Origin of the sequence: Cognatilysobacter lacus (assembly GCF_008274655.1) — a bacterium.
In the GTDB taxonomy this organism is placed as follows: domain Bacteria; phylum Pseudomonadota; class Gammaproteobacteria; order Xanthomonadales; family Xanthomonadaceae; genus Cognatilysobacter; species Cognatilysobacter lacus.
Genome location: NZ_VTRV01000149.1, coordinates 1 through 6,723, shown reverse-complemented (window position 1 = coordinate 6,723; position 6,723 = coordinate 1). Strand labels below are relative to the sequence as shown.

The window sequence follows — 6,723 nt, the reverse complement described above, 5'->3', positions numbered from 1 at the left end:
CCGCAGGCGCTGCAGCAGCGTCGGGTCGACGTCGTCGGTAAACGGCGGCGACCACGTGCGGACGCGCCCCGGCCCGCGTGCTGAAAGCGGCGCGACGGCCGCGACGGCCAGCGCGTCGCTGCCCGACATCAGCGAGGCCGCACGATTGAGCCAGCCGGTCTGCAGGTGCTGGCTCGCGTCCGCGCCGTTCTCCACATTGTCCTGGGCCTCGAAATGCGAGCGGCCGCGGTAGGGCGGTGCGATCGCCACGACCGGCAGCAGCTGCCGCGCAGCGAACAGCCGCGACGCGAATGCGAGCGACGGATGCAAACCGAAGCCGGCGGTTGCCGGCAGTGCGTCGGTGACGGCGAGGTCACCGCGCAGGCGCAGATAGTCGGGATCGCCCACGGGCGGTAGCGCGTGCAGCGAGTCGAGCCCGCCGCGCAGAAGCACGACGACGAGGCGCGTGTCGGCACCTTGCATCGCGGCGAAGGCAGGCAGGCGCGGCCAGAATGCGACCGTGGCGCTGGCGCCGGCGAGCGCGATGAAACGGCGGCGGCTCGGATCCATGTCAGGTCCTCCACTGGAAGGCGGGGCTGGCGAACAGCAGCGCGAGCCCGGTGCGTGCCGATTCGGCGCGGCGCACGGTGGTGGCGGTCGCGTCGTCGAGTCCTGCGCCGAGCGCTGCCCGCGCCGTCGCGAGCGGGTCGGCGACCTCGGTAGCGGCCGCAAGCCGCTGCGCGGCCTGGATGCGCTTGAACAGCGCATCGCCGCCACTCCACGACGCGGTCGTATCCGGAAAACCGGCGGGCGAGCGCGGCGTGAACGCGGGTTCGCCGAGTTGGGTGAGCACGGGCTGCAGCCGGCCGATCGGCAGCGGGGCGTCGAGCGCGCGCAGTGCCGAAACGACGAAGTCATCCGGCGCCTTGAACTTGCGTGCAACCGGCGCCCACGCCTCCGGGCTGTCGATCAGCGCACGGTAGACGACGGGAAGATCGCCGCCGCTACGCAACCACGCCTGCGTCATGCGCTCGACGATCGCGTGCGGCGGGTCGTCCGCGACGAAATGGCGCGCCAGCTTTGTCGATACATGGCGCGCGGTTGCCGGATGGCGGGCAAGGTCCGTCAGCACCGCGCGGGCCTGGTCGATGCCGGCGTCGGCGTAGCGCCGTCCCACCACTGTGCGCGCGCCGGATTCGTGCGCGTTCGGGCGGAATACGAAAGCGGAATCGGGCTCGGAATCGAGTGCTTCGCGCGGGGCGGGCGTGCTCCAGCCCGTCAGCGCCCGCGCGAGCTCGGTGACGTCCGTCTGCGAATAGCCGCCATCCACACCGAGCGTGTGCAACTCGAGGATTTCGCGCGCGAGGTTCTCGTTGAGCCCGAGCCGACGCTTACCGGCCTGCCGTTGCGCAACGCGGGAGTCCTCGCCGATCGACCGGGTGTTGTCGAGGTAACGCAGCATCGCCGGATGTTGCTCGACAGCGACCAGGAGATCGGCGAACCGGCCGGCGACATGCGGGCGGATCGCCTCGCGCTCCATCGGCGCCGCGTAGAGCAGGGCAGGCCGCTTGTCGATGGACACCGCGAAATGATTGGACCAGAAGCGTACGAGCCGCTCGGCGAAGCCATCGGGCGTGGTCGCCGCGTGGCGGTAGCGCGCGTCCAGCTCGGCGCGGACCAACGCGCGAAGACCGCCGCGGGCCCCGCGCATTGTGTCGGCCATTGGTTGGGTGTCTTCCTGTTGGCGTTTCATCCGGCGGCGCTCTTCGAGCGCGACCGCTTCCTGATGGACGTAGCTCGCGCTGGTCGGCAGCCCGGCGAAGGCCGCGCCGTCGCCGCCCGAGGACAGCTGCCGCACGAGCAGCGCCTGCGGATCGTCGCTGCGCGCGAGGTCGCCCGGGCGGGCGCCCAGGCCGAAGCGGTTGTATGCACTGGCGAGGCGGATGTCTTGGGTCATGTCGGTCTCCACGTGCATGAACGCGCGATCGGGCAGGCGGTTGACCGGTCGCGCGGGGTTCCGCGCCGCCGCCCCAAAAAGGAAAGGGCCGCATGCGCGGCCCCTTCCCGGATCACACCGAGGCGGTCAGGACGCCTTCGTCGCCGCAATCCACCGGTCGATCTTGGCGTCGAGTACGTCCAGCGGCACCGCCCCGTCCTTCAGCACTTCGGCGTGGAACTGGCGGATGTCGAACTTCGGGCCGAGTGCCTGCTCGGCGCGCGCACGCAGCTCCTTGATCTTCAGCTCGCCCGACTTGTAGGCCAGCGCCTGGCTCGGCCACGCGACGTAACGCTCGGCTTCTGCGGTGGCGTCGGTTTCGCTGGCCGCCGAGTTGTCGAGCATGTACTTGATCACCTGGTCGCGGGTCCAGCCCTTGCTGTGCAGGCCCGTGTCGACGACGAGCCGGATCGCGCGCCACAGCTCGTTCTGCAGATAGCCGAAGTAGCTGTAGGGATCCTTGTAGACGCCGAGGTCCTTGCCAAGCGATTCCGAGTACAGGCCCCAGCCCTCGGCGAAGGCCGTCTCGCCACCGAAGCGGCGGAATTTCGGCATCGTCGTCAGCTCCTGCTGCAGCGAGATCTGGAAGTGATGGCCCGGGATCGCCTCGTGCAGGAACAGGTCTTCCGCGTCCCACGTCTTGCGGCTGGGCAGGTCGTACGTGTTGACGTAGAAAATGCCCGGGCGCGTGCCGTCCTCGCTGCCGCTCTGGTACTCGCCGCCCGCCGCCGACTTTGCGCGGAACGCCTCGACCGGGCGGATCTCGAACGGGGTCTTGGGCATCAGCGAGAACTGCGAGGGAATGCCCGCGTTGATCGTCTTTTCGAGGCTGCGGAAGAACGTGAGCAGCTCGTCTTCCGTCTTGAAGCTGAAGCGCGGATCGGTGCGCATGAACTTGAAGAAGTCCTGCAGCGAGCCCTTGAAGCCGACCTGGTTCATCACGCCCTGCATCTCGCCCTGGATGCGCGCGACCTCGCTCAGGCCCAGGTCGTGGATCTGCTGCGGCGTCCGGTTCGTGGTGGTGCTGTTGCGGACGTCGTACGCGTACCACGCCTTGCCGTTGGGCAGCGCGTCCAGTCCGACGGTTTCGCGTGTATGCGGCAGGTAGTCGTCGTTGATGTAGGCACGCAGGCGCTTGTAGGCCGGCATCACGTCGCCGGTGATCATCTGGCGATACGCCTTCGTCAGGCGCTCACGGTCGGCGGCCGAGAACGTCTTGGGCATGTTCGCGACCGGGCCCCAGAACAACGTCTTGGTCGGGTCATCGTTGATCAGCGCATCGAGCTGCGGCACCACCTTCACCATCAGGATGCGCGGCTGCACCACGCCGGCCTTGACACCCTCGCGCATGTTCGCGATCGAGGTGTCGAAGATCTTCGGAAGCTGGTGTGCACGCTTGAGCCAGTTGTCGTAGTCCTTGACGGTCTTGAACGGCTGCGGACCGGTACCCGAGCCGAACATCGCGCCGTAGCTGGCGATGCTGCCCATCTGGTTGACCGGCATCATCCAGTCCGGAAACTGCTCGCCTTCGAGCGAACGCTTGGCACCGTCGACGAAGATCTCGTAGCTCAGCAAGTCCTGGCCGGTCAGGCCGTCGGAGCCGACCTTCTGCACCGCGGCGAGCCACTTCGTCGTGTAGTCGTGCATCTTCTTGCGGTACTCGGCGCTGCCGAAGTCCGGAAGCTGGTCGTTGTAGCGCGGGTCGCCCTGGAACGTGGCCTGCAGCGGGTTGAGCTTGAGCAACTCCTCCCACGACTGCTCGTACATGGCATTCAGGCGCTGCGCCTTGGTGGTTTGGGTCGCGGCGGCATGGGCGTGGGCCGCGGCTGGTGCGGCGACGGCGGGCAGTGCGGCGGCACAGACGGCGAGCGCAACGGCGAGGGTGAGCGGGCGCAGAGTCATGGCAGGGTTCCGAGAAGGGACTCCCGCAGCATGGGCCAGCCGGCGCGGTCCTTCGCCGGTCGGAAGTCACGGTCGGCCGGTCAATGCGCCGCCTGCGCCCGCAGTTCGTCGGCCCGCGCATGGCCGAGGTAACGCACCATCGCGTTCTTCATGGCGTAGATCAGCGGGATCATCGCCACCGCCGCCACCATCTTGTAGACGTAGTTGACGGTGCTTACCGCCAGGAACAGGCCCATTGGCCAGTGCTGCGGCCCGATCACGAACGCGATGTAGAGCACGACGAAGCTGTCGACCAGCTGCGACACGGCAGTGGAGCCGGTGGAGCGGAGCCAGATCGCGCGGTGGCCGGTGGCGCGGCGGATGCGGTGGAACACCGCGACGTCGATGAACTGGCCGAGCAGGAAGGCCACAAGCGAGCCCGCGATCGTCCACATGCCCTGGCCGAAGACGGCGGAGAAGGCGGCCTGGTAATCGTCCACGCCCTGCGCCCTCGCGGCGCCCACCCACCAGCCCGCCGGCGCCAGTGAAATCGCGGCGAAGGCGAACGCAAACCCGTAGACGATAAGCGCGGCGGCCAGCAGCGAAATGATGCGCACGCCGCGCCGCCCGTAGAACTCGTTGATGACGTCGGTCATCAGGAACACCACCGGCCAAAGCAGCGTGCCCGCGGTGAAACTGAGCGAGCCGTTCTGCCCGAACAGATGCCACTCGAACGGGTGGACACCCAGCGTGTCCTCGAGCGCGAAGATCTTCACGCCGATGAATTCGGCCAGCACCGTGTTGACGCAGAACAACGCAGCCAGGCCGATGAACAACCGTACCGCGCGATCTTCGAGGACGTGCGGCGTGCCATCGATCGCGATTGCACTCATGGGGATTTCCACAGGTGGTAGACGACGCCGCGGCGATCGTCGCTGAAGTACACGCCGCCCGCACCGTCGTCGATGACGCCCGCGGGGCGGCCAAGCACGCGCGTGCCGTCGAGGAAGCCTGTCACCAGGGGTTCGACGCTCCGTCCTGCGTGGTCGACGCGAACCAGTGCATAGCCATGGCCGATGCGCGGATTCGTCGAGCCGTGCAGCGCTACGACGTAGTGGCCGGCGAGGGCATCGTCCGGGCGCGCCGCGCCGGGCATCGCCACGACGCCGAGCGCCGAGGCATGCGCGTCGAAATGCGCGAACGGACGCGCGACGCCCCTGCAGCCGCCGGGGCGCGGGAACTTCGGATCCGGGTGCACGTGGCCCGCTGCGGAGTAGCAGTACGGCCAACCGGCATCCATGCCATCGACGACGCGGTACATCGTTTCGTCGGGCCGGTCATGGCCGAGGTGGTCGACGCCCTGGTTCGTCGCGACGAGCGCATCACCGTCGCGGACGAGGCCGACCGCATTGCGCAGGCCGCGCGCGACGGTGCGTCGGGTTCCGTCGGGCGCGATCGCCACGATCGACGCGCGCACGGCTTCCTTCTCGATGCATGCGTTGCAGCTGCTGCCGACCGAGACGAGCGTGGTGCCGTCGGGTTCGACCAGCACCGTGCGCGTGAGGTGCCACCCGCCGTATTTGTACGAGAGGCCGTAGTCGGGGAATCGCGCGAGCGTCTGCGGTTCGCCTGCCACGGCGCCGCGTTCAACGTCGTAGCGATACCGCAGCAGCGCCTGCGTCAGCGCGACGTACAACCAGGCGTGCCCGGCGGCGTCGACATGGAACGCGATGCTGTTGGGATTGCGCAGCCCCGACAGCAATGGCTGCGGTGCGGGGAATTGCCCGGTCGCCGGGTCGGGAACGCCGAGCATCAGCACGCGCCCCTGCCGGTTGTCGGTCAGGTCATGCATGTCCGTGACGAGCAGCCGGCCGCGCGGATCGCGCGCGAAGAAGCGCACGCGCTGCAGGCCCTGCACGACGGGTTCAAGCCGGTAGCCCTCGATGACGCGCAGCACGAACGGCGCGCCTTCCTGCAGCGTGATCGTGCGTGCGACGAGCCGCGGCGCAGCGGCATGCGCAGGCAGCAGCGCCAGCGCGAGCAGCGCCCCGAGAACGCGCCTCACGCGTCGGCCCGCGGCAGGCCGGAAAACGGAATCGTGTCCGGCGATACCGCCCCGCCGGAGATGATGAAGCTCATCGCCTGGTCGACGGTCCAGTCGGTCGGCGTGATGTTTTCGATCGGCACGATCTCGAGATACCCGGACGTCGGGTTAGGCGTCGTCGGGACGTAGACGGCCGCCAACTCGCGACCGGTGCCCTGTTCTCGCAGCACGCGGGTCACGAAGCCGATCGATTTCATGTGCGCATTCGGGAAATCGACCAGCACGACCCGCTGCGTGCCATCGGGCTTGGTCTGCAGGATATCGAGCAGTTGTCGCGCGCTGCCGTAGATGATGTTTGCGAACGGAATGCGCTTGATCAGCGCCTCGAACCAGCGCAGCAGTTGTTGGCCCAGTACGCGCCGCGCCATCACGCCCGAAAGCAGGATCACCACGAGGGTCGCGATCAGCGCGAGCGCGTTCTGCACCCAGGGGCTGGCGATCCACGCGAGCGACCGGTCATTGGCCGCCCAGCCCTGCAGGGCGGGCTCGATCAGCGGTCGACTGATGTCCGACAACATCACGAAAACGAACTTGACCACCACCCACGTCAGCCAGATCGGCAGCAGCGTGAGGAGCCCGGTCAGGAAGAGTCGTTGCAGAGTCGGTTTGCCCATGCGGCGATTGTAGGGCCGCCCGCCCGGCGATCAGCGCTCGCGCAGGAGGCGGAAGCCGACGTCGTCGTAGCCGCGGTTGGCGACCAGGGGCTCGGGCGAGTTGCGACCGCGCCACGAGCCGGCGCTGACCACGCGCTGCAGGCAGCTCG

General features: G+C 68.4%; 6 protein-coding genes. All 6 read right to left on the bottom strand.

The annotated features are described in order from the left end of the window. A partial coding sequence (locus FW784_RS11595) for a DUF1501 domain-containing protein (protein ID WP_425481639.1) occupies positions 1-549 on the bottom strand: 549 nt, incomplete at its 3' end. A 1-nt stretch (position 550) separates the two neighbouring features. Then, on the bottom strand, positions 551-1,936 hold the full coding sequence (locus FW784_RS11590) for a DUF1800 domain-containing protein (RefSeq protein WP_149353501.1): 1,386 nt from the start codon (positions 1,934-1,936) through the stop codon (positions 551-553). A gap of 126 nt (positions 1,937-2,062) precedes the next feature. Further along, on the bottom strand, positions 2,063-3,877 hold the full coding sequence (locus tag FW784_RS11585) for a DUF885 domain-containing protein (RefSeq protein WP_149353500.1): 1,815 nt from the start codon (positions 3,875-3,877) through the stop codon (positions 2,063-2,065). Positions 3,878-3,957: 80 nt separating this feature from the next. Continuing rightward, positions 3,958-4,749 (bottom strand): queuosine precursor transporter, encoded by a 792-nt coding sequence (locus FW784_RS11580; RefSeq protein WP_149353499.1) that lies wholly within the window; start codon positions 4,747-4,749, stop codon positions 3,958-3,960. After that, positions 4,746-5,921 carry a PQQ-dependent sugar dehydrogenase gene (locus FW784_RS11575; protein WP_149353498.1) on the bottom strand — a complete coding sequence of 392 codons (1,176 nt, stop codon included), beginning with the start codon at positions 5,919-5,921 and terminating at the stop codon, positions 4,746-4,748. The genes FW784_RS11580 and FW784_RS11575 overlap by 4 nt, the downstream gene beginning before the upstream one ends. Continuing rightward, the gene (locus tag FW784_RS11570; protein ID WP_149353497.1) at positions 5,918-6,574 is read right to left on the bottom strand and encodes a DUF502 domain-containing protein; all 657 of its coding nucleotides are present in this window, start codon (positions 6,572-6,574) and stop codon (positions 5,918-5,920) included. Before FW784_RS11570 ends, FW784_RS11575 begins: the two co-directional genes overlap by 4 nt. Between the last annotated feature and the right edge of the window lie 149 nt (positions 6,575-6,723).

Excerpts from the sequence above, each read along its gene's own strand:
- FW784_RS11590 (WP_149353501.1), bottom strand. The coding sequence starts at position 1,936 with ATGACCCAAGACATCCGCCTCGCCAGTGCATACAACCGCTTCGGCCTG.
- FW784_RS11570 (WP_149353497.1), bottom strand. The coding sequence starts at position 6,574 with ATGGGCAAACCGACTCTGCAACGACTCTTCCTGACCGGGCTCCTCACG.
- FW784_RS11580 (WP_149353499.1), bottom strand. The coding sequence starts at position 4,749 with ATGAGTGCAATCGCGATCGATGGCACGCCGCACGTCCTCGAAGATCGC.
- FW784_RS11585 (WP_149353500.1), bottom strand. The coding sequence starts at position 3,877 with ATGACTCTGCGCCCGCTCACCCTCGCCGTTGCGCTCGCCGTCTGTGCC.